The 25,224-nt window shown below is 36.6% G+C and carries 19 protein-coding genes, 1 tRNA gene and 1 pseudogene; 14 read left to right on the forward strand and 7 right to left on the reverse strand.

The window, feature by feature from the left end; translation table 11 throughout:
- Positions 1-47 precede the first annotated feature (47 nt).
- The 3 genes from lon to M9C83_03110 all read left to right on the forward strand — a co-directional run bounded on the left by lon (position 48) and on the right by M9C83_03110 (position 4,739).
- Positions 48-2,441: an endopeptidase La gene (lon, locus tag M9C83_03100; GenBank protein ID URQ67199.1), complete on the forward strand. Its 2,394-nt coding sequence runs from the start codon at positions 48-50 to the stop codon at positions 2,439-2,441.
- A 103-nt stretch (positions 2,442-2,544) separates the two neighbouring features.
- A complete protein-coding gene (locus tag M9C83_03105) occupies positions 2,545-2,814 on the forward strand; it encodes an HU family DNA-binding protein (protein URQ67200.1) in 270 nt (89 codons plus the stop codon).
- Positions 2,815-2,870: 56 nt separating this feature from the next.
- The gene (locus M9C83_03110) at positions 2,871-4,739 is read left to right on the forward strand and encodes a SurA N-terminal domain-containing protein (GenBank protein ID URQ67201.1); all 1,869 of its coding nucleotides are present in this window, start codon (positions 2,871-2,873) and stop codon (positions 4,737-4,739) included.
- Here M9C83_03110 and M9C83_03115 read toward each other — a convergent pair.
- Positions 4,736-5,536 carry an enoyl-ACP reductase gene (locus M9C83_03115; protein URQ67202.1) on the reverse strand — a complete coding sequence of 267 codons (801 nt, stop codon included), beginning with the start codon at positions 5,534-5,536 and terminating at the stop codon, positions 4,736-4,738. The two genes, M9C83_03110 and M9C83_03115, sit on opposite strands and share 4 nt — an antisense overlap.
- Before the next feature lie 159 nt (positions 5,537-5,695).
- Here M9C83_03115 and M9C83_03120 point away from each other — a divergent pair, with 159 nt between their 5' ends.
- Genes M9C83_03120 through M9C83_03135 form a run of 4 tightly spaced genes read left to right on the forward strand, consistent with a single transcriptional unit; the run spans position 5,696 to position 12,215 of the window.
- Positions 5,696-8,776: a TonB-dependent receptor gene (locus M9C83_03120; GenBank protein ID URQ67203.1), complete on the forward strand. Its 3,081-nt coding sequence runs from the start codon at positions 5,696-5,698 to the stop codon at positions 8,774-8,776.
- 60 nt (positions 8,777-8,836) lie between these two features.
- Positions 8,837-10,441: a peptide ABC transporter substrate-binding protein gene (locus tag M9C83_03125; GenBank protein URQ67204.1), complete on the forward strand. Its 1,605-nt coding sequence runs from the start codon at positions 8,837-8,839 to the stop codon at positions 10,439-10,441.
- A 2-nt stretch (positions 10,442-10,443) separates the two neighbouring features.
- Positions 10,444-11,358, forward strand: coding sequence for an ABC transporter permease (locus M9C83_03130; GenBank protein URQ67205.1), 915 nt, complete (start codon positions 10,444-10,446; stop codon positions 11,356-11,358).
- On the forward strand, positions 11,358-12,215 hold the full coding sequence (locus M9C83_03135) for an ABC transporter permease (protein ID URQ67206.1): 858 nt from the start codon (positions 11,358-11,360) through the stop codon (positions 12,213-12,215). The genes M9C83_03130 and M9C83_03135 overlap by 1 nt, the downstream gene beginning before the upstream one ends.
- Here M9C83_03135 and M9C83_03140 read toward each other — a convergent pair.
- On the reverse strand, positions 12,212-13,684 hold the full coding sequence (locus tag M9C83_03140; GenBank protein ID URQ67207.1) for a LysM peptidoglycan-binding domain-containing protein: 1,473 nt from the start codon (positions 13,682-13,684) through the stop codon (positions 12,212-12,214). The two genes, M9C83_03135 and M9C83_03140, sit on opposite strands and share 4 nt — an antisense overlap.
- A gap of 1 nt (position 13,685) precedes the next feature.
- Positions 13,686-14,456: a hydroxyacylglutathione hydrolase gene (gene gloB, locus M9C83_03145; protein URQ67208.1), complete on the reverse strand. Its 771-nt coding sequence runs from the start codon at positions 14,454-14,456 to the stop codon at positions 13,686-13,688.
- A 63-nt stretch (positions 14,457-14,519) separates the two neighbouring features.
- Between gloB and rnhA the strand changes: the two genes are divergently transcribed.
- The 3 genes from rnhA to gltX are packed head-to-tail and all read left to right on the forward strand — an operon-like array spanning position 14,520 to position 17,012.
- Positions 14,520-14,951 carry a ribonuclease HI gene (gene rnhA, locus M9C83_03150; GenBank protein ID URQ67209.1) on the forward strand — a complete coding sequence of 144 codons (432 nt, stop codon included), beginning with the start codon at positions 14,520-14,522 and terminating at the stop codon, positions 14,949-14,951.
- Entirely contained in the window at positions 14,952-15,662 is a 711-nt protein-coding gene (dnaQ, locus tag M9C83_03155; GenBank protein URQ67210.1) for a DNA polymerase III subunit epsilon, read from the forward strand.
- A gap of 3 nt (positions 15,663-15,665) precedes the next feature.
- Positions 15,666-17,012, forward strand: a complete 1,347-nt coding sequence (gltX, locus tag M9C83_03160) for a glutamate--tRNA ligase (GenBank protein URQ67211.1) — start codon at positions 15,666-15,668, stop codon at positions 17,010-17,012.
- Here gltX and M9C83_03165 read toward each other — a convergent pair.
- Together M9C83_03165 and M9C83_03170 are read right to left on the reverse strand one after the other, a co-directional pair.
- On the reverse strand, positions 16,987-17,928 hold the full coding sequence (locus M9C83_03165) for an alpha/beta hydrolase (protein URQ67212.1): 942 nt from the start codon (positions 17,926-17,928) through the stop codon (positions 16,987-16,989). The two genes, gltX and M9C83_03165, sit on opposite strands and share 26 nt — an antisense overlap.
- Before the next feature lie 33 nt (positions 17,929-17,961).
- Complete coding sequence (locus M9C83_03170; protein URQ67213.1) at positions 17,962-19,971, reverse strand: alpha/beta fold hydrolase; 2,010 nt, start codon at positions 19,969-19,971, stop codon at positions 17,962-17,964.
- Between the two features lie 73 nt (positions 19,972-20,044).
- Here M9C83_03170 and M9C83_03175 point away from each other — a divergent pair.
- Positions 20,045-20,120: transfer RNA gene (locus tag M9C83_03175), tRNA-Ala, on the forward strand.
- 1 nt (position 20,121) lies between these two features.
- Here M9C83_03175 and M9C83_03180 read toward each other — a convergent pair.
- On the reverse strand, positions 20,122-20,967 hold the full coding sequence (locus M9C83_03180; protein ID URQ67214.1) for a hypothetical protein: 846 nt from the start codon (positions 20,965-20,967) through the stop codon (positions 20,122-20,124).
- Positions 20,968-20,969: 2 nt separating this feature from the next.
- Positions 20,970-21,776, reverse strand: a complete 807-nt coding sequence (locus M9C83_03185; protein URQ67215.1) for an SDR family NAD(P)-dependent oxidoreductase — start codon at positions 21,774-21,776, stop codon at positions 20,970-20,972.
- A gap of 82 nt (positions 21,777-21,858) precedes the next feature.
- On the opposite strand from M9C83_03185, the gene M9C83_03190 reads away from it, so the two are divergent.
- The 3 genes and pseudogenes from M9C83_03190 to M9C83_03200 all read left to right on the forward strand — a co-directional run bounded on the left by M9C83_03190 (position 21,859) and on the right by M9C83_03200 (position 25,175).
- Complete coding sequence (locus tag M9C83_03190) at positions 21,859-22,578, forward strand: CPBP family intramembrane metalloprotease (protein ID URQ67216.1); 720 nt, start codon at positions 21,859-21,861, stop codon at positions 22,576-22,578.
- A 98-nt stretch (positions 22,579-22,676) separates the two neighbouring features.
- Positions 22,677-22,769, forward strand: a pseudogene (locus M9C83_03195) (TonB-dependent receptor plug domain-containing protein).
- Between the two features lie 48 nt (positions 22,770-22,817).
- A complete protein-coding gene (locus M9C83_03200) occupies positions 22,818-25,175 on the forward strand; it encodes a TonB-dependent receptor (GenBank protein ID URQ67217.1) in 2,358 nt (785 codons plus the stop codon).
- The last annotated feature ends 49 nt before the right edge of the window (positions 25,176-25,224 follow it).

Genomic DNA, 25,224 nt, shown 5'->3' on the forward strand with positions numbered 1-25,224 from the left:
GTTTTTTTTTAGTTAAACCCCATTAATAGACATATAGCAAAAATATTATGTCTAAAAAAAATCTAAACATACCGTTACTACCTCTCAGAGATGTAGTAATTTTTCCTTCAGTTGTAACACCTCTCTTTGTTGGAAGAGAGAAGTCAATTACTGCCTTACAGTCGGCAATGGCTGGTGATAAACAGATAATGCTTGTAGCACAAAAAAGTGCCCAGCAGGATGATCCTAAGTTAGGTGATCTATATCCCATTGGCACTCTTTCCACCATTCTACAGCTTATAAAGTTGCCAGATGGTACTTTGAAAGTCTTAGTTGAAGGCAATCAAAGAGCATCGATAGAATCATTAGAAGCCTCTGATGAATATATGTCGGTGCAAGTTTCAACAATAGATGAAGAAACTGAGTCGAAGGAATTAGACCATTTTCTTCCTTCTCTCAAAAAACAATTTCAGGAATACGTAAAGCTTACTCGAAAAGCTACTCCTGAAGTCTTAAATACAGTCAATGCTATTGACTCTTTATCTAGACTTACAGACACACTAGTAGGTCATATGTCTATCGATATAAGCCAAAAACAAGAAATATTGGAGATGATTTCATTGACTGACAGAGCTAACCGTATTTTGGAGCATTTAGATTCCCAACTTGATCTTTCTAAAGTCGAAAAGAAGATACGTGGCAGAGTAAAAACTCAAATGGAAAAAAGCCAAAAAGAATATTATCTTAATGAACAGATGAAAGCCCTGAAAAAGGAACTTGGTGAGATCGATGAAGCTGAAGAAGCTGAAGAACTAGAGATCAAGATCAAAGAAGCTGGCATGACAAAAGAAGCTCAAGAAAAAGCTCTTACCGAACTCCAGAAATATAAAATGATGTCACCAATGTCGGCTGAAGCTTCAGTTGTTCGTGGATATATTGATTGGATGCTGAATATTCCATGGAAAAAGAAAAGCAAAATTAGGTCAGATTTAAACGTTGCGAGCAATGTCTTAAATGAAGATCATTTCGGTCTAGAAGAAGTTAAAGAGAGAATATTAGAGTACCTAGCTGTTCAAAAAAGAGTGAAAAAGCTTAAAGGCCCAGTTCTTTGTTTAGTAGGACCTCCAGGAGTAGGTAAAACGTCTCTTGGTGAATCCATAGCCAGAGCCACCAATAGAAAGTTTGTAAGAATGTCTTTGGGTGGTGTACGAGATGAAGCTGAAATTAGAGGACATAGAAGAACGTATATAGGCTCTATGCCCGGAAGAATCCTCCAGAAGCTATCTAAGACAGGAGTAAAGAACCCGCTATTCCTTTTGGATGAAATAGACAAAATGGGTATGGACATGAGAGGAGATCCAGCTTCTGCTCTTTTAGAAGTTTTAGATCCAGAGCAGAATCATACCTTTAATGATCATTATCTCGAAGTAGATTATGATCTATCAGACATCATGTTTGTTTGCACAGCCAATAGTATGAATATTCCCCAAGCTCTGCGCGATAGAATGGAAATTATAACTTTGCCGGGATACACAGAAGATGAGAAAGTCAATATAGCCGACAAGTATCTCATTAATAAACAAAAGAAAAATAATGGCCTAAAAGATGACGAACTTCACATATCTAAAAATACGATAAAAGACCTCATTAGATACTTTACAAGAGAGGCTGGTGTGCGTGCGCTAGAGAGGGAAATTGCCAAGATATGTAGAAAAGTTGTCAAAAAGAATGCAACAGTAAATAAGACTAAAAAAATTTCTATTAAACCAAGTAATCTAGAAGACTATTGCGGAGTGAGAAAGTTTGATTTTGGTGAGGCTGAAGAGAATGACCGTATAGGACAAGTTACCGGTCTTGCGTGGACTCAAGTTGGAGGAGAACTGTTAACGATAGAAGCTTCGAGTTTTATTGGAAAAGGTAAAATTATTAAAACAGGTTCTCTTGGAGACGTAATGCAAGAATCTATCCAAGCGGCACTTTCAGTTGTTCGATCAAGATCAGAGTCATTGGGCATAGATCCTAAATTCTATGAGGAGCAGGATATACATATCCACGTCCCAGAGGGGGCAACCCCAAAAGATGGACCAAGCGCAGGTGCTGCTATGACAACTGCTTTAACTTCTGTGCTTTCAAATATACCAGTAAGATCAGATGTGGCTATGACCGGTGAGATTACTCTTAGAGGAGAAGTCCTAAAGATAGGCGGTCTCAAAGAGAAATTATTAGCTGCAAGAAGAGGCGGTATAAAAGTAGTCTTGATACCAGAAGGAAACGTGAGAGATTTAAAAGAAGTTCCAGATAATATAAAAGTTGATTTAGATATCAAACCAGTTAGGTGGATTGACGAAGTGTTGGACATTGTTCTGACTAGACAACCCATTCCATGGGAAAAAGAAGAGGTTAGTAACAAGGTATCTTCAAAAAAATCTAGAACAAAGAAAAGCTCAGTTAAAGCTCATTAATTAAATCAAATTCAAGCTTGACAAGGCTTTAGCCTAAGGTTTTAATCACATTGACCAGCTTGCAAAATGATAAGCTGGCTTAACAAGACTCTAGGAGATTAATGTGAATAAAGCCCAATTAACAGACGCTGTAGCAGCGGCAACTGACACTTCGAAAGCTGAAGCCGGGAGAGCGGTAGAAGCAACTTTAAATGCAATAGCAGGTAGCCTATCTGGTGGAGATAGTGTTTCTCTTGTAGGTTTCGGAACCTTCAATGTAAGACATAGAGCTGCTAGAACTGGAAGAAATCCACAAACTGGTGCGACTATCCAAATAGGAGCTTCAAAATCAGTGGGATTCAAAGCAGGCAAAGCTCTAAAAGAAAGTCTTTAGATCCAATTAGTTTACTAAGAGCGCGCCATTAGGCGCGCTTTTTTTAATTACAAACCATGTCAGGAATACAAACCATTAGAGAAGGATTAACTGGTAATGTAACTAGAGTTATTGTTGTTGCAATAATTATTACTTTTATTGGTTCCGTAGGTTGGGCTGGTTTTTTCTCTCAAGGTAACGTCAACATAGTCGCTACAGTAGGTTCTAAAGAAATTACAAATGCAGATCTAAACTTTGAAGTTAGCACTCAACAATTTGCTTTAAGCCAAAGATTTCCCGATCAAGAAATTGATGATGAAACTTTGTTTACATTATCAAAGAATAATTTGATAAATAAATTTTCGATAATAGATTTTTTAGATTCTAAAAAAACGATACTTACGGATGAATTTATTTATACTCAATTAGCTGAGGAAGAGCAATTTCAGGAGAATGGTAGATTTAGTAAAGCTAGATTCGAATCTTTCGCTAGGAGCAATGGATTTATACCATCCGATTATCTAAAAAGAGTTAGAGAAGACTTTCTTATAAGCATCTGGCGTCAATCAATAATTAATTCTAGTTTTATAACTGATTTAGATGTTTTTGAATCTATGGCTTTAGCTGATCAAGAAAGAGACATAACTTTTATTAAACTCAGCGCGGAAAGATTTAAGAATTCTGTAATTTATCAAGAGGAAGATCTGCAAAATTACTATCAAGAAAATAAATCTGCTTATATGAGTCCTGATAGAGCAAAAGTTTCTTATGTCTCTCTGGATTCAAAGGAGCTTCAAAGTACAGTTAAAGTTTCTGAAGAAGATATAAAACTTGAATATGAAGACTACCTTAGAGATTTTGATTCTAGTGAAAGAAAATCTGTATCTCATATTATGCTTAATATTACAGAAACTAGAGACTCTTCTGCTGCTTCAGCAGAATTATATTTAATAAAAGATAGGATTAATCAAGGCGAAGCCTTTGAAGAGTTAGTTCTTGAAGTGTCTGAAGATGGTGGCACAAAAGACATTGAAGGTAGTCTTGGTATTACCGATGGCACGCTACTACCCCCGGAATTTGAGCAAGCTTTATTATCTATGGAAGAGGGTGAAATTTTTGGACCTATAGAGCTTTTATCTAGCGTTCATTTAATAAGGCTAGATGAAGTAATTAAGCCCGAACCTAAAACTTTTGAAGATTTGTCTACAAAATTTCGGGAGGATTTATTAACTAATAAAGCAGAAGAGATTTATGTTGATCTTATAGAAGAAGTTTCAGATCTAGCATTTAGTTCTGACTCGATTAAAGATATTGCTGAAATTCTTGATAAAGATTTAATTGAGACTGATTACTTTTCCAAATCCGAAATACCAGAAATTTTATCTGCTAAAACTATATCAGACTTTATATTTGAAGACTTTAGTGAAGGAAACTTTCCAGAGTTAATAGAAACTTCTCAGTTAAGTGCTGTTCTTATTCAAATTTCAGATTATGTTGAGCAGGCTCAACTTGAATATACAGATGTTAGATCTCAGATTGAAGAAACTTATGTGCTCCGAGAATCATTAAAAGCTTCAGAAGCCTTTGTTGTTAAATCGATTGAAGATTTAAGAGACGACAAGACTTTGGAAATCTTTTCTAGTGAAAATAATGTAGAAGTTGAAACCTATAAAGGCTTGAAGAGAGATAGTTCATTGCTTCCTGTTAGAGCGGTAAACGAGATTTTCTCTCTACCTAGGTCGCAAGCTGGAGATGTATTTGGCTCAGCAGTATTGCAGAATGGTGATAGCATAATTTTTAGATTGGATGCTGTAAATGAGAGCACTGCAGATCTCACAGAGGAGAATATCGCAGGTATAAAGAATTTTCTGAATCAGCAAAAAATTATATCTGAGCTTAGCGAATTACAAGAATTTATAAAGCAAGGCCTTTCAATAAGCGGCTAGTTCGTCTCAGTTTCTTCAATTGAGCCCATGGCGGTTATATTGAAACCACCATCTACATATAATACTTCTCCACTAATTCCGCTTGCCATATCAGATGTTAAGAATGATGCAGCATCCCCAACTTCTCTAGTAGTTATATTTCTGCCTATGGGAGACCTAGTAGCATTGTAACTGAGCATTTTCCTAAAATTCTTTACACCAGAAGCAGCAAGAGTTTTAATTGGGCCAGCTGATATTGCATTGACTCTATGACCTTGTTTACCCATCGAAACAGCTAAATATCTTACACTTGCCTCCAAACTGGCTTTCGCTAAGCCCATCACGTTGTAGTTTGGGAGAGTCATTTGAGAGCCTAGATAAGATAAAGTCAGTAAAGATCCATTCCTTCCTTCCATCATGTTCTTAGCTTCTTTGGCAAGAGCGATGAAGCTGTAACTACTTATATCATGTGCTATTTGGAAACCCTCTCTGCTGGTTACATCGACAAACTCTCCATCTAATTCCTCTCTAGGAGCAAAACCTACCGCATGAATTACCGCGTCCAAACCATCCCAACGAGAAGACAAGCTTCTAAAAGTTTCGGTGATCTCATCATCCGATGAAACATCACAAGGAATAAAAGTCTCTACTCCTAATTCACTTCCTAATTTTTCAACATTGCCTTTTAATCGCTCGTTTTGATATGTAAGAGCAATATTTGCACCATTTTCGGACATTGATTCTGCAATACCAGCAGCTATAGAGTGCTTATTTGCAATACCAACTATTAAGACATTTTTACCTTCTAGAATTTTCATAACTATATTTTAGACTTTTTAGGCAAAATCTATAGTCAATTTTGACATTTTCTCCGTCACAAAATCGCCGTTAAACTGTTGCTAAAACCACTTTTTTGCATTAAGGTTTGAAGTTGAGGGTCTTTGAACCCTCGATTTTTAGATATTTGGGGTATATATATGAAAAATTCCGTTTTATTTTATTCTAAATCATCGCTAGGGTTTGCACTGATTGCGTTACTTAGCTTTGGTTCAATCTTTTCAATCTCAGCAGACGAGGACGAAGATTCTGCAGAAGTTGCTGAAGAAATAGTTGTAACAGGTTCAAGGATTAAACGTGCCGACAATATTAGCTCTCCTACACCAATGGTGACTTTAGGGGAAGACCAGATTGAAAATACTGGTTCAGTCAACGTTTATGACATTCTTAACGAGCTTCCTCAAGCTGGTGAAGCTCTTTCAAGAGGTAACACGAACTTTACCGTAGGTAGCTCAGGTGTACAGACAGTTAACTTAAGAGGTCTAGGTAACGGAAGAACTTTGACTCTAGTTAATGGAAGGAGATGGGTCGGTGGACAACCTGGAACTGGTATTGTCGATCTGAATTCTATTCCTACGGATTTAATCGAGAGATTGGAAGTAATTACTGGTGGAGCCTCTTCAGTCTATGGTTCTGATGCGATAGCTGGTGTTGTAAATATAATACTCAAGGATGATTTTGAAGGAATGTCTGTAGAAGTCATGGAGGGAGCATATGATGCGGGTGACGGTGAGACGAGCCTAGCTTCCGTAACATTTGGTGCTCAATTTGCTGACGGCAGGGGTTCATCAATCTTCAATATCAGAACGGACGAACAAGGTCGAGTTTTAGCTAGAGACAGAACGCCTTACACAGGTAGAGATATTTTTCACTATGGATATTACGCAGAGATTTATGGAGTACCTTCTTGGTATGACTTCGCACTCGATCCAGGGTATTCTTCTTATCCTCCCCAAGGAAGATTTTTTCCAAGTGGTAATAACGGCAATTCGTCGGGCATGTTAACCTTCGATTGTTCTCAGAGAGATGTGGATTCAGTTGTTAAATCGGATACAGTAGTTCCATGGGGTGGGTCGGCAGCTTGCGGATTTAACAGGACTTACTATAGAGCCTTGGAAGTCCCTCTAGATAGATATAGCGTGTTTAACTCTACTAAATATGAATTCGATAGCGGCACAACAATGTTTGCAGAATTCTCTTTTGCTAGCGTAGACTCAAAATCAGAATTTGAACCAGTTCCTTTTAGCTCAGAAGATGCTTTTGGAGGCTTGGGAACAAAAGGTTATAACATTCGAAACCCGTTTATGCCAGCGGCCATTCGTAGTGCGGCAGTAGCAGCTCAAGGTGTTTTATTGGATGGTGCAACCGGACTAGATGCTCTTGGAAATGTTCAATTATCCGACTATACAGTGGGACTTGACTCTGCAGGTGTAGCAGTTCCTGGCATGTACTTAAATGCTGCAGGTAACGAGATTGAGGTTCCTTTCATAAGGAGACTTGCTGAATTTGGTTTACGTGGATCAGAAAATACAAGACAAACTTTTAGAGGTTCTATTGGTTTTGAAGGAACTTTTTCGAACGGATTTGATTGGGATGCCTACTATTCTTATGGTTTCTCAGACAGGATGCAATACAGCGGAGCCTACAATGCTGCTAACATGGCATATGCTGTCCAGGCAATTTCAGGTCCAACAGGTGCACCTGTGTGTTTAGATCCTACCGCTCAAGCAAGAAATTGTGTACCTATTAACTTATTTGGTATTGATGCTGCTTCAGAGGAGGCCGTAGCTTATGTCAAGGCCACGACTTCAAGACAGAGCAAAAACAAACAAAGAGTTGCGGCGTTCAATGTAACTGGAGACTTCAATCTTGTGGGACTAGATGCTTCTTTTGCTGCAGGTGTAGAGAGAAGAGAAGAGAGAGCTGCTGATATTCCTGATCCTCTTCAGCTTGCTGGACTTCATGGAGGAAATAAGGTACCTCGTACTACAGGTGAATATTCTGTTAACGGTTACTATGCCGAATTCCTTGTGCCACTTGTGCAAGGTCTACCATTTGCTGATGAAGTTACATTCGAAACTGCTTACAGAACAGATCACTATGATACTTCAGGCACAGTCAGTGCTTCAAAATTTGGTTTAAGTTGGGTATTCAATGATGATTTAAGATTTAGAGGTGTTATCTCTGAATCTGTTAGGGCTCCAAGCATTGATGACCTTTTTTCTGGACAAGCCCAAACTTATGATCCTATCCCTGATCCGTGTTCAGGCGTAGGAAATCCAGCAGCTGAGGCGAATATGAATCCAACTGTTGTTGCAAACTGTTTATCTGATCCTAGAATTGCGGCTACAGCTGCAACAGGTAGATTTGATGTTGATCAAAACATTACCATACCTGGTTTCTCATATTCTCAACCTCAAACTCAAACCATATCAGGTTTTCTTGGAGGTAATCCAAACTTAGAGGAAGAATCTGCTGATACTACAACACTAGGTCTTGTATGGACACCTACATATGTTGAAGGACTAGCTGTTACTCTTGATTATTATCAAATTGAGATTGAAGATGTTATCTCAAATGTTTCTGCTTCAAGATTAATAAGAGAGTGTTATGAAGCAACTGACTATCCTGTATCTCAATGTAATGCTCACGAGAGGTTCGATACTGGACACTTAAGGTACTGGTACTCTTACGGCATCAACCAATCTTATTATGAAACTGCGGGATATGACTTAGCTGCTGCTTATACATTTGAAGATCTTGGACCTGTTCCAGGTGAGCTAGACATCAGGGGTATTATTACTGTCAGAGATAAACACATACAACAGACTACTGACACGTCAAATCCTTTTGATTATGTTGGAGAAGTAGGTTTTAACGACGAGATTGCAAGAATTAACTTCTTATATACTACTGATGATTGGCTCGTTTCTCTACAAGCTAATTACTATAGCGAAGCCTTAGACGATGTATCTCAGAGCCCTAATGCTTGGGAAAATCAAGATGTTGATGCAATGACCTATTATGATCTTCAGGTCAGATATGACTTAACTGACAATATGGATGTTTACTTTGGTATAGACAATCTAACCAATAAACAACCTCCTTATTGCCCAACATGTAATAATGAACCAGTTCCTGGTGCTCATTACACTGCTCAGTCTTATGCAAGAGTTTGGGACAGTAAGTTCCACTACGTCGGATTAAGATGGAAGCTGTAAAGTAAAAAAAAAGAAGGGCCGGTTATACCGGCCTTTTTTTTATTCTTTTATAATGTAGATATGCGAAATTTATTGATAATATCTTTTCTCACTCTTATCTTAGGATGCACTGAGTCTATAAAACCTGTTGATACAGCTGTAGAAAATAAGATTTTATATATTGGTAACGGGACCGAACCTCAAGATCTTGACCCTCATATAGTCACTGGAGTGCCCGAAAGTAAAGTTTTGATGGCTTTGCTGGAAGGTCTTGTTATTAGAAATCCAGATGGTCCTGAACCTCTTCCTGGGGTTGCCAAAGATTGGGATATTTCTAAAGATGGTAAAACATATACTTTTTATCTCAGAGACAATGCACTTTGGTCAAATGGAGATTATGTAACAGCATATGATTTTGTTTATGCTTGGAACAGGATGCTCATGCCGAGTCTCGGATCTAAATACCCAGACATGCTTTATGATGTAGTCAATGCCGAAGAGTACAATAAAGGAGAAATAGAAGATTTTTCAAAAGTAGGAGTTAAAGCACTTGATAGTAAGACATTGAAAGTATCTTTAAAAAATCCTGCTCCTTATTTTCTAGAGTTACTTTGTCATTACACAACAAGACCAGTTCATAAAGAAACAATAGAGTCTTTTGGTGAAATGGATACACCTGGTAGTCAGTGGACTAGGCCCGGGAATTTCATTGGTAATGGACCTTTTACACTTGATAAATGGGAACTAAATAAAGTAATAATTGTTAAGAAAAATCCTTCTTACTGGAATAGCTCAGTCGTTCAATTGAATGAGATTCACTTTTTCCCAGTTGATAATGCATCTCGTGAAGATTTAATGTTTAGATCAGGTCAGTTGCATGTGACCAGTACTGTTCCTCCTGAAAAAGTTGAGTCCTATCAAGAAAAGTATCCTAATAATATTCAAGTAGATCCATTTTACGGTACTTATTACTATCGGTTTAATACTAAAAAGACTCCCTTTGATAGCAAATTAGTTAGACAGGCGCTCTCTCTAGCATTAGATAGAACTTTAATAGTTGATAAAGTCACAAAGGGCGGTCAGCAAGAAGCTTTTTCTTTTACCCCGCCTGATCCTGATTCTTATTTTCCACCAACTTCCCTTGAGTATAATCCTGAAAAAGCTCAAGACTTACTAAAACAGGCTGGTTATAAAGATGGAGTAGACTTTCCTGTTGTTGACCTCTTATATAATACAAGCGAAGGTCATCAAAAATTAGCTCAAGCTATACAGCAAATGTGGAAAACATCTTTAAATATTGATGTCACTCTTACAAATACAGATTGGAAAGTTTATTTGTCTAGACAATCAATAGGTGACTTTCAAATAGCTAGAGCTGGATGGATAGGTGATTATATAGATCCAAAAAGTTTCTTGGATATGATGGTAACCGACAGAGGGAATAATCAAACGGGTTGGTCCAATAAACAATATGATAATTTATTAAAAGAAGCAGCTAATAGCACTTCACAACAACAAAGGTTTAATAAATTTTACGAAGCAGAGAAAATATTAATGGATGAAATGCCCATAATACCTATTTACACCTATACTAGGATTTATATGCTGCATGAGGATGTGAAAGGGTGGGGAAATAATATCTTGGATTCAAGACCTTATCAGTTCGTATACTTAGAAAGTAATTAAATTTGTTTAATCTTATTTTACAAAGGCTTTTTACAGCCATACCCGTTCTTCTAGCTGTCATTACAGTAACTTTTGTAATGGTACATGCAGCTCCTGGTGGACCTTTTGACGAAGATAAGGCTGTCTCGCCTGAAGTTATGGAAAAACTCAATGAAAGGTACAATTTAAATGCACCGTTAATTGAGCAATATACAGACTATCTGGGAGGAGTATTGGTTGGAGATTTTGGTCCATCATTTAGATATCCAAGCAGAACAGTCAGTGAACTTATTTTCACTGGGTTACCGATAACTTTTGAGCTTGCAATTTATTCAATCATTTTTGCCCTATTAATTGGAATAGGTACTGGAATTATTAGTGCACTCAAAAAAAATACTTTCCTTGACTATATACCTATGACGTCCGCTATGGTCGGAATATGCGTTCCCTCTATAATTTTAGGACCCCTACTAACTTTAATTTTTGGTATATGGCTGGAAATTTTGCCTGTTTCAGGTTGGGGAGATTTATCAGGAGACAAAATATTACCAACAATAACTTTAGGTACAGCCTATGCAGCATATTGTGCGAGGCTAACTAGAGGAGGTATGCTTGAAGTTCTAAATCAAGATTTTATTAGAACAGCCAGAGCAAAGGGACTTTCCGAAACTAGAGTTGTTTTAGTGCATGCTTTGAAGGGTGGGTTAACACCTGTAATAGCCTTTCTAGGACCAGCAATGGCTGGTCTATTAGCAGGTTCTTTTGTTGTAGAAACAATCTTTGGCATCCCAGGGTTAGGGAGATTTTATGTCGAAGCTGCTTTTAATAGAGATTACACTATGATTCTCGGTTCATCTATTTTCTTTTCGTGTCTGATTATCGGTCTCAACTTAGTTTCAGATCTAATTGCTGCTGCTATTAATCCAAAATTAAGATAATGAATAATCAAGAAAGTAGTTTATTTAGAGACGCTTTAATTAGACTTACAACAAATAAATTATCACTTTTTAGTTTAATTTATATTTCATTACTTGTAGTAGTTGCAATAATTACACCTTTCATAGCACCTTACGATTACGCTTATCAAGATCTTGCTCTAGGCGCTTCTGCACCGTCTTCAGACCATTTGCTAGGGACAGATACCTTAGGCAGAGATTTACTTACGCGAATGATGTACGGAAGTAGAATATCATTGATGGTTGGGTTTTTAGCTACATCCGTAGCATTAGTTATTGGTGTGGTATGGGGAACTGTTGCAGGATTTTCCGGAGGCAAAACAGATGCAGTTATGATGAGGATTGTAGATACGTTATACGGCATACCATTTATAATATTAATTATTCTATTAATGGTTATCTTTGGAAGAAACCTTATCTTACTTTTTTTGGCAATAGGTGCAGTTGAGTGGCTAACTATGGCAAGGATAGTAAGAAGTCAGGTATTAAACCTTTCAAAACAAGAATTTATTCTCTCTGCTGAGGCAATGGGTGTTAGTAAGTTGAGTATTATATTTAGGCATTTGATTCCAAATGCCATGGGACCCGTAATTGTGTATGCCACTTTAACTGTTCCTCAAATTATGCTTTTGGAGTCCTTTCTTAGCTTTCTTGGCCTTGGAGTCCAGCCTCCTTTAAGTTCTTGGGGCCTGTTGATTAGAGATGGCGCTGTTTCAATGGAGGAATATTGGTGGCTTTTGATTTTTCCTTCGCTAGCTTTTTCTCTCACTTTGTTTTCATTAAATTTTATCGGGGATGGCTTGAGAGATGCAATTGATCCAAGAACAGCGGATAGTTAAAGAAGCAGCTTAAGAACTTGTCCAGGGAAAATTTTTGAAACATCCTCTATCTCATTCCATTCTTGTATATCTTTTGCAGTGATTTCAAATTTAGATGCTATCCTGCTAATAGTATCTCCCGATTTAACTGGATATAGCATTGTGCGTAAGTCTCTTGAAGGCAAATCTTGTCTTATTCTTTCATATCGTGAAAATATCTTAATTTCTTGATTAATCTGAAGAGGCACCTCAATATCTAAATCGTTCCATAAGATCACATCTTCAATTGAAACCTTAAATTTCTTGGATATATTCCAAAGTGAATCTCCACTGACTACTATATAAACTTGTTCCCTTGGATTTTGTTTTCCAGCCCATGCAGATCCTCTCGGGACCATTATCTCCTTGCCTGCAATGATTAAGTCAGACGCCAATCCATTAATTTCCATAAGAACTGCAACTTCAATTTTGTAACGCGAGGCAATTTTATAAAGATTGTCACCTCTTCTGATCTTATAACGATCCCATCTAACTAGATCATCTTGATCTAATGACTCAAGCTGTGTCATAAACCTATCTGATACGCCTACTGGTAATAGTAGATAATGCGGTCCGCTAGGGTCGGTTGCCCACTGATTAAATCCTGGATTTAACTCATAGATTGTTTCAGGTTTAAGACCCGCAAGATCAGCGGCTTGCATAAGGTCTAATTGACCCGGAATTTTAACTCTTTGAAAATAAGGTCTATTGGCAATGCTTGGTAAATTTACGTCAAATGATTTGGGATCCTTTATTAACTCACAAAGAACAAGTAATTTAGGAATATAAGCAGTTGTTTCTTTTGGAAGGTTTAAGTCCCAGAATCTTGTAGGTTTATCTTCTCTCTTATTTTTCTTTATCGCCCGGTTAACTCTAGTAGGTCCAGTATTATAAGCTGCCATCGCAAGCAGCCAATCTCCTTCAAATTTTTCGTGAAGATACGAAAGGAATTGCAAAGCAGCTTCAGTAGAAGCCAACACATCCTTTTTTCCGTCATACCACCAGTTACTTTTTAAACCCCATTCTTTTCCTGTAGCAGGCATAAATTGCCAAATACCTGTAGCTCCATCAACTGATTTTGCATAGGGATCAAATTCACTTTCAACAAATGGTAATAATGCCAATTCAACCGGAAGACCTAATTCTTCGGCCCTTGTGAGTGTATGATAAAGATATCTCTGACCAGATTTACTGATTCTGTTGACTGCTGTTTGGTTACTATAGAGCCTTTCTCTATATAAACTCGTAGCAGCTATTTGATCATCTGGAATGGTGATTGATAGCTCTAGTCTAATTCTCTCCCAAAGATCATATGGAGCTTCCTCAGGCTTTAAATTAACAATATCTGAATTTGAGATTGTTATGGATTCTAAATTAGATACGTTAAAATTAGATGCGGAGGCACAACTACTTAAAGAAATTAAACCCAAAGCAAGGAAGATTCTAAACATTTTAAAAGTTATCTTTCCAATTTCTTATTTCACCTAATATTTCAGCAGTATTATCAAGTTTTCTTTTTGAATATTTTTCTGCAGCTTTAATTATTGATGCCTCTCTACATCTCATAAAAGGATTTATTTTTAGTTCGATGTCTATTCGGCTAGGTAATGATGGCTTATTAATAGATCTAGATTTTTGTACTTCCTTTAATGCTTTAAGTATTTCTTCATTATGAGGCTCTACAGTCATTGCAAATTTTAAATTAGATTCTGTATATTCATGCCCGCAATATACAAGCGTATCGGAGGGGAGCTCCTTATATCGGTCCATTGAAAAGAGCATATCTTCAGGCGTACCTTCAAACAATCTTCCACAACCAGCATAAAATAATGTATCCCCGGAAAAAAGAATTGGCTTATCAGTCTCATCACAAAAATAAGATAATTGATCATTGGTGTGCCCTGGTGCAGAAAACGCTCGAAATTTATATCTATCAAGGATAGTAAAATTTTCATTATCATGAAGAGGGTCTGTGATGCCTTTGATGTGACCTCCTGAAGGTCCATAAGCTTGACACTTATATTCCTCAATCACTTCCTCAAGACCTCCAGTATGATCCCAATGATGATGAGTAATTAATACATCAGTTAGAACATATCCTGTTTTTCTTATATATTCATGTATCGGTTTTGCGTCTCCAGGATCAACAATTGCAATCTTACCTTCAGACTCCATAGTCCAAATATAGTTATCGCTAAATGCATCTAAATAATTTATTTTCATCCTGTTTATGACTTAGTTTGAGAATAGTCTTATTAACTGTAATACAATAAGTATCTTATAAAAATGAAGGAAATAGAAGTCTTTACTGATGGTGCCTGCAGAGGAAATCCAGGGGTTGGAGGCTGGGGTGTTCTATTTATAATAGACGGTGAAGAAACTATATTATATGGAGGAGAGGAAAATACGACTAACAATCGAATGGAACTAAAAGCTGCCATAAAAGCCCTAGAGCATTTTGATGATAAAGTTTCAGTTTCAATAACTACTGATTCCAATTACGTAAAAGACGGTATTACTAAATGGCTGGAGAATTGGAAGACTAAAAATTGGGTTACTGCTTCTAAGAAACCTGTTAAGAATAAGGATTTATGGGAGCAATTGGATATTTTAAATTCATTTCATAAAGTGTCGTGGAGATGGGTGAAAGCTCATGCAGGACATAGAGAAAATGAGATAGCTGATATGCTTGCTAATAAGGGAATAGATGAACTTTAAATGCTAAGACAAATAATATTAGACACTGAAACAACGGGATTAGATCCGAAATCAGGACATAGAGTCATTGAGATTGGTTGTATAGAATTAGTAAATAGAAAGTTCACAGGAGAACAATTTCACATTTATTTAAATCCAGATAGAGATAGCGATGAAGGAGCACTCGAGGTTCATGGACTGACAACAGAATTTCTTAGTGATAAACCCAGGTTTAAAGATATTTATGAAGAATTTCTTAAATTTATTAGCGGATCAGAGTTGCTCATACATAACGCAGAATTCGATGTAAATTTTCTTGATCATGAAATCAAGCTTCTCTCAAATAAATTGCCTACAGTATCAGATAGCGTAATGAAGATTACGGATACTCTTCAGATCGCAAGAGAAAAACATCCTGGTCAAAGAAATAGTCTAGATGCATTAGTGAAAAGATATGAAATTGGCGGATATGATAGAGAGCTACATGGAGCATTGCTTGATTCACAAATACTCGGCGATGTGTATCTTTCCATGACTGGTGGGCAGAGTAATCTTGACTTCAGTGTTTCGACTGAAGAACAGGAAAAGGCACAAAATGATTCCTTTAACAAATCAGATGCCGAATTAAATTTAAAAGTTATCGAGTTAACTGAAGAAGAGAATAAAGCTCATAAAGATTACTTACTCAGAATGAAAGAAGAAACAGGTATAGACCCACTGGGACTAAACTAGTAAATGTCTGCGATCAGAACAAGATTTGCTCCTAGCCCCACAGGTTATCTACACATTGGAGGAGCTAGAACAGCACTTTTTGCTTGGCTCTTTGCTAAATCTCAAAATGGAGACTGTTTACTCAGAATTGAAGATACAGATAAAGAACGGTCAAAAGACGAATACACGGCAGAAATTATTGAAAGTTTTAAATGGCTTGGAGTTGAATTTGAAAATGAGGTTATTTACCAATCAAATAATGCTGATCGGTATAAAGAAATTATAGATCAGCTTCTAGACCAAGGTTCAGCTTATATTTGTAAGGGTGAAGACTTAGAGACTGATAAAAAGTACAGGGACCAAAATCTTCCAAGAGATAATAAAACGGTAGTGCGCTTTAAAATGCCAGAAGAGGGCAACACAGTTTATGCGGATATTGTAAAAGGCCAAATAGAAGTCGCAAATGAACAATTAGACGATTTTATTATTGAAAGAAGTGATGGTTCTGCAACTTACAACCTGTGTGTAGTAGTAGATGACTTAGATTCTGATATTTCTCATGTTATCAGAGGTGATGACCATGTTAATAATACCTTTAAGCAGATAAATGTTTTTAAGGCTCTCAACAAAAATGTTCCCACATATGGACACGTTCCTATGATTCTTGGCGAAGACGGAAAAAGATTATCTAAAAGGCATGGAGCTTTAGGAGTACGAGAGTATGCCAGGTTGGGTATTTTGCCTGAAGCTTTAAAGAACTACCTGCTAAGATTAGGATGGTCCATGGGTGATGACGAAATATTCAATGGAGAAGATATGAAAAAAAATTTTCAGTTAGGAATTTTAAATAAGTCTCCTGCTACTTTCTCAATGGATAAATTACTTTGGTTTAACAAATATTATTTGGATCAAATGAGCTTAGATCAATTGATGAAAGTTGTACCGCCGAAGGATTTTGATGGAAGTGAGTATTCTAAAACTGTCTTGGAAACAATTAGAGATAGATGTTCAACATTAAATGAATTCTCTACAAATGCTGACTATTTCTTCAAGGATCCAGAAGATTACGAGCAGTCACTGCTATTACAGCATTGTAAAGAGAACACATTTGATCATTTATCTCTTTTAAAAGAGCAATTAGAGGCACTTCAGATTTGGGAACAAGCTCATATAAAAGAAGTTATCGATAGAGTAGCTCTTGATCTTGAAATAGGCTTTGGAAAGATTGGCTTGCCTCTTAGGCTAGCTCTCACCGCAACAGTAAACTCTCCTTCAATAGACCTGGTATGTGAGATACTCGAAAAAGAAATTACTATAAGAAGATTAGAAAGTTTCTTAATTAAAATTAAGAACTTAAAAACTGATCAATAGCTTCCCAGGCCTTTTTACGTATCTCATCCTTTTCCATCATAATCTCATGCTGAGATTCTAAAGAAACAATAGTCGTTAAATCAGACTGACCTAATAATTTCTTATTCACTGAGCTATTTACTAATTTATCATTAGTGGCATCTAGAAGCAGGAGAGGTCTGTTAATTGCAGAGGACCAATCTATTGATTTAAAATCATTAGTCCTTTTCAGGGCATGCTTCAGCCAGCCTATAGTTATTCCTCTAATGCCTAAATCAGGAAACTGTCTAAGAAATTTAAAAGTCCTACTAAATCTTTCTTCATCTGTTGTGAGAGCATTCTCTAGAAAAGGCTCTTCTTGCCATCCTGAGTCATCATCCCAAGAAGGTTTCTGCATTGGAAACGCACTTAAACCGAAATTTTCGAAAATTCCCAATAAACTTACTATCCTTCTCGAAACAGCATTTGCTCTGACAGAAACCATTGGAGCGCAGAGTATGCATTTACTTAATATATTTTCAGAAGAAATAAAGTAAGAAGTCATAAGACAACCACCCATTGAATGTCCAAAACCTATTAAAGGTTGTGGGCACTTTAAAGAAAAACACTCATTAATAACTTTAATCAAGTCTAGGTCATAAGTCTCAAATTTATCAATATGACCAATTTTTTTATTACTTGCCTTTCTGGTAGAAAGACCCTGTCCTCTCCAATCCATCATGGCAACACAAAAGTCTCTCTCAATGAATTCACAAACCACTTCATAATACTTTTCTATAAATTCTGTCCTACCGGATTGAAGAATAATCGTGCCTTTGTTGCTATCAAGGTTCCAAAAGGCAACTCTTAATTTGTTCTCATTGTCTAAAGGGAAATAGTAAGCGCTACCATCAGGACAGTTTATACCATCAATTTTACATAACGGTGCATCAATCATTATTAATAAAGAATATTAATGAAGTTAGAGATATTAAGTAGCTAAGTACTTATTAAAAAAGGCACTTATACGTTTAAGTTTTTCAATTCTATTTTCTTCTTCAGAAAAGCCATGACCTTCTTTTTCAACAATCATTTTTTCATAAGTGATGCCTCTTTTATCGAGCTCTTTCATGAAAGTAACTGCTTCTTTATATGGTGTCCTGATATCTTTCCCGCCGTGAATTATCATGAAAGGGATCTTCAATTTTTCAACATAATTAACTGGAGATTGTTTTTTAGCTTCATTGCCATCACCAAATGTTGCTTGCAGAAATTTCTTTCCTCCTCTGGCCCATCTTATGTCACCACTCTTATACTGAGCATTTATATCATAGAGTCCAGCTTCACTTACGGCACATTTAAACAGATCTGGTCTCATCATTGGAGCTTGAGTAGATGCATAACCACCATAGCTGCCACCATAAATACAAACATTTGATTTATCAATAAGTCCTTTCTCATCAAAAAATTCTAAAGAATCAAATATATCTTCGAGAACTGTATCAAAATTCCCGTAGACTTCTTTCATGTGTTTAAGTCCATATCCGCTGGATCCTCGAATATTATTTTGTATTACATTAAATCCTTCTGCAGCAAGAAATTGCACTTCGGGATCAAAACCCCACATGTCTCGAGCCCAAGGCCCTCCATGAGGCATAATTATAGTAGGTGCATCTTTTTTCCCAACTGCCTTGGTGAAATATGACTGGATTAAATCTCCATGCTTATTTTTAAAGTCATAAACTTCCATTTTTGAAAGAGAATCGTAAGAAGTTTTAGACCAAAATCTTCCTAAAGGCGCGATTTGGTTTTTCTTTACATCTAGTAAATAATAAATTCCAGGATTATTATCTGCAGACACATAACCAACTGCACGGGAGTAATCAGTTGATCTTGACGTTAACATAGTCTTGCTTCCAGGGAATGCATTGAAAAACTTTATATGTAGATCTTTTAGGCGGTTAGGTTCCGATAAATACAGATATTCAGGTTTTCCGTCATCTATCCTAATTCCATATGGACCATCATCAATACTTGAAGCTACGCCTGTTATGTCAACTCTTGGATGCCTGTAAATTAGTTCATATGTATTCTTTTTAAGATCATACTCATATAAACCTGTAGTATCTTGATCCATATATTCAGTCACCATCATCTTTCCATTTGGACTGAAACCTTCGATCGACGCATTTTTTGGGAATTCGAAATCTTTGTAGAATACCCATCCAGGCATCTTATTGTCTTCTCTGATTGGTGGTATATAACAATTATTTTCAGAACCGCATTCTCTACTTGAGAGGGACCCAGAAGGTAAATTAGGTTTATAAAGATAAATCTCAGATGTATTTTCCAGATTTGAAGTCCAAACTCCCATTAAATCACCTTTATTGTTAAATACCCATGTGGGGTATATGACTGGAGAACGAGTAATAAATGTTACTTTTCCTGAAATGATGTTGAGTTTTGCTAAATCATTAAAACCAGCATTATCGAAAAAGTTAACAAGAATATGATCATCATCATCGGGCAATCTATGAACTATGCTAGCCGGCCTCTCCGGATTTGATTTTGCTCTGTTTCTGACACCCTGAAGATGGTCAGGTGCAGAACCGTATCCTGCTATTAATTTGGTATTTCTTCCATCTAAATCTGCAGCGACTAATTGTCCAATATTTAATTCTGCAGTACTCCTTGAATCTGGTCTCGTGACTGAGAATACAATTCTATTATCTGTTGCCCAAAAGAAGTCGCTTATACGTCCTTTTTTTCCAAAATCATGTACGTTGACTAGCTGAGAAGAGTCTAGATCAAGTATTTTGACGATTACTGTCTCTTCAGTTTTTTGTTGGACAGCGATATATCTTCCGTTTGGAGAAATTCTCACTTCATAAATATCAGGCAGAGATCCGAAAATCTCTGCATTTTTTGAAGTATCGGAGTATATGTATTGGGGTAAGGCGAGGCTAAAGAATATAGAAAGAGCTATTAAGTGTCGTTGCATAGTAAAATTTTTATCAAAAAAAAATAAGTAGTTATAGTATCATTTTCAACAGTGACAGTGAATGTTGTAATTTGGGGCTATAGCTCAGCTGGGAGAGCGCAACACTGGCAGTGTTGAGGTCGGCGGTTCGATCCCGCCTAGCTCCACCAATCAATAGATATTTAATTCTATAAAAAGGGCTGGATGATCGCTCAAAGGACCTTCTTCTGTAAAAAACGATCTATCTTCTCCAACTGAATTTATCTTAAACCTCACATCTTCTCCTTGTTTTATGAGGATATAGTCCAAGATGGACCATCTTGCATCAATTTGAGTATCTTCAAAAGTATCCATTAAGGATAATTCATTCTTAAACTGTTTTAACAGTTCCATATCTCCTGGATCTTTGGAATTTAGATTAAGATCGCCCGCAACTATCAAAGCTTTTAGGTCTTTTTTCTCATTAACAGCTGAGATAATATTTTCTAATTGTTTCTCTCTCGCATATCTGTCTGAGTCTCTTCTGCCCGCATCCATATGAGTATTGATAATATAAAAATCTTTCTCATTTGGAGTAGTAATTTTGATTATCTGGAATCCTTTATAAGCAAAACAGTCATTTGCTCCTCTTAACCAACCAGAACAATCCTCATAGGTTTCATTCTCAACTTCAATTAACCAGCCATCAGGTAAATTGAATATGGAAGTTAGACCTGAGCCAGTACAAAACGGACAAAGAAAAGTTCCCATTCCACCTCTATGAGCAATGCTTTCGGTGCCGAGTCCAGAAGATAATTCTTCATGATGTGAATAGTCTTCTTGTAATAAAGAGATATTAAAATCTCGTGTTTTTTCTCCGATAATGGGAAAGCGCATTTTGGGATTATCATCAATAAATATCTCAGGTAGTCCGTGGGTGTTATAAACCAATATATTTAGGTTTAAATTTTCATCCTCTGAACAAAAAATATGAAAAGGTATAAATAAATAGATAATTAATAAAAACTTACATTTCATATTTATTTCTTATTCCTTTTTGTAATTTTATTCCAAATGCTTGTTGATAATGACATTCCGAGGAATGGTCTAACAAGCTTATAGACTTTACCTGGTATTACAGTTGATTTTCTTTTTAGAGAAGCTTCTTCAGTTTCTGATACTACTTTTTCGGCATCTATCCACATCCATGATGGTATTTTTTCTCTAAGATGATCTAAGCCTGCTCTGGAATGAGCTTCAGTTTTTACATACCCTGGCAAACTCACGGTGATAGATATATTTTTAGAAGAAAGTTCTTGGGATAGGGATTGACCATATGAATATATTGCAGATTTAGCAGATGCATAGATTGAAGACTTAGGCATAGGTGTTATTGCTCCTATACTTGATATGATCACAATTCGTCCTTTACCCTTTTTAACCATACTTGGAACATAGGCTTCTATTAAATCAATCACACCATTGCACAGGAGATAAAATAGATCTTTTCTAGCTTCTTTATCGATACTTCCTGCTTCACCAAACATAGTGATGCCTGCGTTAGCAATTATTAAATCGGGATCTTTCACTTTGTTTGTAATTTCTTGCACTCCCTCAGGCTTAGATAGATCTGCAAGATGATAGGTAGAGTCCTTATTTTTAATTACATTAAAAGCCATCTCAGATTTTTCTGGATTTTGTGCTACGAGCTCAAGTTGCCAATTATTTAACGCCAAATATTTCGAATACGCGAGACCAATTCCAGAGGAGAAACCTGTTACCAAAGCTTTAGATTTTTGGTTGGTTTTAATAGTATTCATTGAAATAAAGGTAAAACTCTTATTCATTAAGTATATTTAAATTTTACCTAAATAACTTAAAAAAGATTTCTATCTTCTTTTAAAATTTATTTTGTCGTACTATTGATTGATGACAGATATAAACACAACTGAATACTATAGCGGGTGGTGGGCAGTACTTTTTATTTTCCTATCTTTTAACTTGATTCCAATTCCTTTTGCCATACTCGTTGGATTTCTTGGAGAGTGGGTTTATCAGAATCCAGTAGAGGTTGATATGAATTACCTGGGATTGATCAACATGCACCCAATTGCAGATAATTTAGTTTCAATTTTTTCAATGACAACCTTGCTAGCTTTTGTGCTCTGGAGAATGAGAGTTAGGCAAATACCTTTTGGTGACCTAGGTTCTTTGAATCTAAATAAAAAAGATTTATTTTTCGGAACGCTCTTTTTAGCTGCCTTTATTTTATTAGAAGAAATCTATATGTGGATCCTTGGCATTGAGATGCCCATGGGATTTTTAGAATTTATGTTGTCTGAACCTTTAATCCTAGGCCTTATTTCCGTTGTTATTATTGCTCCCATAGCAGAGGAATTTATTTTTAGAGGCTTTTTGTATTCTCAGCTGAGTCGAACAAGAATAGGTCCATGGGGAGCTGTAACCCTTAGCAGCTTTTTATGGACAGTAATCCATTTTCAATATGAAGCTCTTATCTTGGTCGTTTTGTTCATTTTCGGTATTTTTCTTGGTTACATAAGGATGGCCTATAAGTCTTTAAGTCTGCCAATAATGCTTCATGGGATAAATAACTTATTTGCTTTTTTTATGGCGTATTATTTCTATTAGATTTTTCTTGATTGAATATCTAATTAGGGGTATTTTGATAGTTATATATTTCAAATGTTGATTTTGGTATTGCATCTACAGATAACGGACTTTATGACATAGAAAGAATAGAGATTCTAAGAGGACCTCAGGGAACTCTTTATGGAAGGAACAGTATTGGAGGTGCAGTAAACTTCATCACATCCAAGCCGTCACAGGATTTTTCAGCAGAAGTAAGGACTTTAGTTGGAAGTTATGGCATGGCTGAAGGATATGGATTTATAAATGGAGGCTTGACTGATAACTTAAGTGCGAGACTCATAGTAGTAAACAGAAGTAGAGATGGTGTTATTAAAGATCTTGGGGCCGGTGAGGATCTTGATAGTTATGAAGATGAAAACTACACTCTTGCATTACGTTGGGAAAATGATAACCATACTTTTGATATAAGAGGAAATGAAAGAAGTTATGGAAGAATTATTAGTTCAGCACAAGGTGCAGGACTACTAACGACTAGTGAGTATGGAGGAAACCTAAGAAGAAATGATCTTATGGTGCATGGGTATAGGCCAGTTGATCCAAATATACCATGTTCGAGCCTAGCGGATAGAACAGTTGCCAATTGTGCTACTCCCGGGTATCAGATTTTTGAATTTAATCATAAAGGTATCCAGAGATTTGGCCAGTTCCTTGTTCCGGGTGTTGACCCTGCAACATTTGCAGGCACCGGTGTTAGTCCAAACTTTGCTTTTGGTTATGATGCCGACATACTGGCAGCAACAATGCTCGGTGATGGAAAAAGTATTCCCTCATTAGATGGAGATGATCTTGTAACATCTACAAATGGCTTTAATGATGAGTATTTTGATCATCAAGCTGGAACTATTAATTATACGTGGGATGCTAGAGATGATTTAAGTATAAAATACATTGGTTCTTATACTGATTATCTGTATACCAGAATTACGGATGATGATAGAACAGGAAACCCACTTTATGATGAGCAATTTCATGCTATGCAAGAAAATGAGAATTATCAGCATGAAATACAATTCTTTTGGGATATAACTGATGATTGGAGTTTTGTTGGTGGTTTGTTCGAGTATCATGAGGAGATTGATCAAGACTTAGATTTTTTCAATCCAAATGGTGATGCACGTTATTCTCAGCCAGCTGATTACGGTTCTTCAGTCCCTGCAGATGCTTCAAGGCAAGTTCAAATGCTCACAGCAATAGCAGCTTATGGTGGAGCCAATCCAACCGTACCTGCATTCCCCACAACTGCTGGACCATATACTGCTAGAGATACGGGCTGTGGAATTGCCAGCCTTTTAGGAGCCGCACCAGTACCTGACTTTGCTGATCCAGCCTTGACCCAAGTATGTATTATTTCTGGTCCTTGGGATGGAGAAAATGCTGTTCTGAGAAACGGTCCTAATCCTTCACCGGGAACAACATTTGTTTGGCAAACAGAAAATAAAACCGATGCTTATGCTGTTTATTTCCAAACTGAGTATCAAATAAATGATACTTGGGCCATCACGTTAGGAGGTTCATATAGCGAGGATGAAAAAGTTGCAGAAGAAAATCTTGTTCAATACAACGAAGCAGATTTAACTGCGGCGAATCTGCTTGCCTTTAACGTTTCTACCGGCGCATTAAATGCTGATGGTACACCTACAGGAAATGGAATAATAAGATTTAAAGGTGTTCCTTATTCAAGATCATTTTATAGATCTATGGAAAGGGAATTCGAAGAATCTAACTATAGGGTGAATGTTGATTACTCCCCTACGGATAATGCTTTATGGTATCTATCTGTGACAACAGGTCACAGAGCTGGAGGATTTAATTTGGGTTATTTCTCAGCTTTCCCTTCCTATGATTCAGAAGAAGTAACCTCCTATGAATTAGGTCATAAAGGATCTTACATGGACAATACTTTGCAAATTAATGCTTCGACTTATCAATATGTTTATGAAAATATACATGGTCAATTTGAGTCACAAAGCTTTTTGGGCGGAGTGAGTACATCTGTTGTTGGTTATCCTGAAGCTGAGACTAAGGGGTTTGAGCTGGAAGCTATATATATGCCACAACCTAACTGGATTATCGGTGGTAACTATAGTTATACAGATGCTAGATTCTCAGAGGAAATAGTCGATGCATTTGGCAATAGAGGTGTCATTGAGGTTAACAATCCTGATGCACCTAGTTCTCTCTACTCAATTAAAGAACGAGAGAGACCAATTAATGGAGTAAAAATGGAAAGAATTCCTGAAAATAAACTTTCAGTTTATTCCAACTATACTCAAGAATTAAATGATGGTTCTATAGATTACTTGGTAGGTGTTTCATGGACTGATGAAATCATTTGGTCAGACGCAGCGATGCCTTATCACATTTCACCTGCCTTTAGCCGTGTAGATATGAAAGCTACATGGACTAATAATGAAGGTGATTTAGAAGTTATGTTTTTTGTAAACAATGTAATGGATAAAATTGGTGTAAGAAATATGTCAACTGATGACGAAACCCAAGGTTTCTTAGTATCTGTTGTTCCAACACTTCCACGAATGGGAGGCATTTCGTTTACTAAGAAGTTTGGTGCTTACTAAATAGGCTGAAATGAGTTAAAAAGGCCTGCTTTATGCAGGCTTTTTTATA

This window comes from SAR86 cluster bacterium (assembly GCA_023703575.1).
In the GTDB taxonomy this organism is placed as follows: domain Bacteria; phylum Pseudomonadota; class Gammaproteobacteria; order Magnimaribacterales; family Magnimaribacteraceae; genus Magnimaribacter.